General features: G+C 61.0%; 3 protein-coding genes. All 3 read left to right on the top strand.

From position 1 onward, the window contains the following. Positions 1-95: 95 nt before the first annotated feature. From EXZ48_RS34590 to EXZ48_RS34580, 3 genes are read left to right on the top strand one after another with little or no spacing between them, the layout of a single operon-like run. Positions 96-506: a hypothetical protein gene (locus tag EXZ48_RS34590; protein WP_130521592.1), complete on the top strand. Its 411-nt coding sequence runs from the start codon at positions 96-98 to the stop codon at positions 504-506. Further along, positions 503-757 (top strand): hypothetical protein, encoded by a 255-nt coding sequence (locus tag EXZ48_RS34585; protein ID WP_130521590.1) that lies wholly within the window; start codon positions 503-505, stop codon positions 755-757. Before EXZ48_RS34590 ends, EXZ48_RS34585 begins: the two co-directional genes overlap by 4 nt. Continuing rightward, positions 754-1,143, top strand: a complete 390-nt coding sequence (locus EXZ48_RS34580; RefSeq protein WP_130521588.1) for a hypothetical protein — start codon at positions 754-756, stop codon at positions 1,141-1,143. The genes EXZ48_RS34585 and EXZ48_RS34580 overlap by 4 nt, the downstream gene beginning before the upstream one ends. Positions 1,144-1,255: the final 112 nt, after the last annotated feature.

The raw sequence follows: 1,255 nt of genomic DNA, 5'->3' as shown, positions 1-1,255 counted from the left end.
GGCATCGACCCGTTTCAACTCGCGATCGATCTCTACTCCGTAACAGGAGACGTGGAGGCCGGCACGGCGATCATTCTCAAGGCGAGGAACCCGGCATGACCGACCTATCCTCCCTCATCTCTCGTGTGGAGAAAGCCACGGGGCCGGATCGTGAGCTTGACGCAATGGTCTGGCTCGAAATGACACCGGGCGCCACCCGGAAGTTCACCAAGGTCAAATCCGAGACCGATTTGTGGCCGCCCTACACCATCGACGAGACGCGAGCCGCGGATGGCCGGCTCATCATCGTGCCGGCCTACACATCCTCCATCGACGCCGCCGTTGCTCTGGCGGAGCGCGTTCTGCCGGGTGTCGAGCTTGAGATAACGAACCTGTACGGCGTTGCTCGGGTGACCCTCCATCACGAGACAGGACAATTCTACGGTTCATCCGCGATCAACAGTCTCCCGATGGCCCTCGTCCTTGCGACCCTTCGCGCTCTTCAATCCAAAGGACCGGAAGCATGACTGACACCCCTCTCATCCACATGGACCCGCGCCCCATCAAGTCAATCTGGTACGATGGCGAGGATGCCGGCGGATACTCCACCGATGCGCGTTTAGACGGCAGCACCTCCAAGATCGTTGCCTACGGCGAAAACGGTCAGTGCGCACCGGTTCCGTTCTTCGCGGTCTATGACCTCGCTGGCAACATCAAGGCGCGCGTCCCGGCTCAGATGGTCACTGTCGTCTATGCAGACCCGGCAGGTGAAGCATGACCACCTCCGACAACATATCCGCTATCGAGGCTATCGAGAAAGCAATGGAAGGTGTGACGCCGGGGCCGTGGCGGGAAGGCACCGAAGGAAACCAGCGAGTTTATGGCCCGGATGGGATGGGCGAGCACAGTGGGCTCATCGCCAATATCTTCAAAGGGCGCGCCAACACCCGCTACATCGCGGCCTGTAACCCCGTCGTCATGTCCGCCATCCTCGCAGAGGCCCGTAAGGTAGAGGAGATGGAGCGGGAGATTGCGGATCTGCGGGACAGCCTATCCGACGTCCTCGAACTCGCGGAACGCCAGTGGGCCAACCCCGAGGAGCTTAGCGAAATCCGCCGCGCCCGCGCTCTGCTTTCCAAGGAGAGCGCCGATGCTGACCGTTGATGCTCTCGCGCAGGAAATTCGTCGAGTTGACGGCAACCATTCGCTCGGGGCTGGGACGCTTGCCGAAGCGCTGATGCCTTTCATCTCCGCAGCTCTCTCTATCGAACAGACG

Source organism: Shinella sp. JR1-6 (assembly GCF_004284735.1).
GTDB lineage: Bacteria > Pseudomonadota > Alphaproteobacteria > Rhizobiales > Rhizobiaceae > Shinella.
The sequence above is the reverse complement of the archived record's forward strand: the minus strand, read 5'-3'. Positions and strand labels throughout refer to the sequence as shown.

What these genes read in the sequence shown, in the direction of transcription:
- EXZ48_RS34580 (WP_130521588.1), top strand. Translation starts at nt 754, where the DNA reads ATGACCACCTCCGACAACATATCCGCTATCGAGGCTATCGAGAAAGCA.
- EXZ48_RS34585 (WP_130521590.1), top strand. Translation starts at nt 503, where the DNA reads ATGACTGACACCCCTCTCATCCACATGGACCCGCGCCCCATCAAGTCA.
- EXZ48_RS34590 (WP_130521592.1), top strand. Translation starts at nt 96, where the DNA reads ATGACCGACCTATCCTCCCTCATCTCTCGTGTGGAGAAAGCCACGGGG.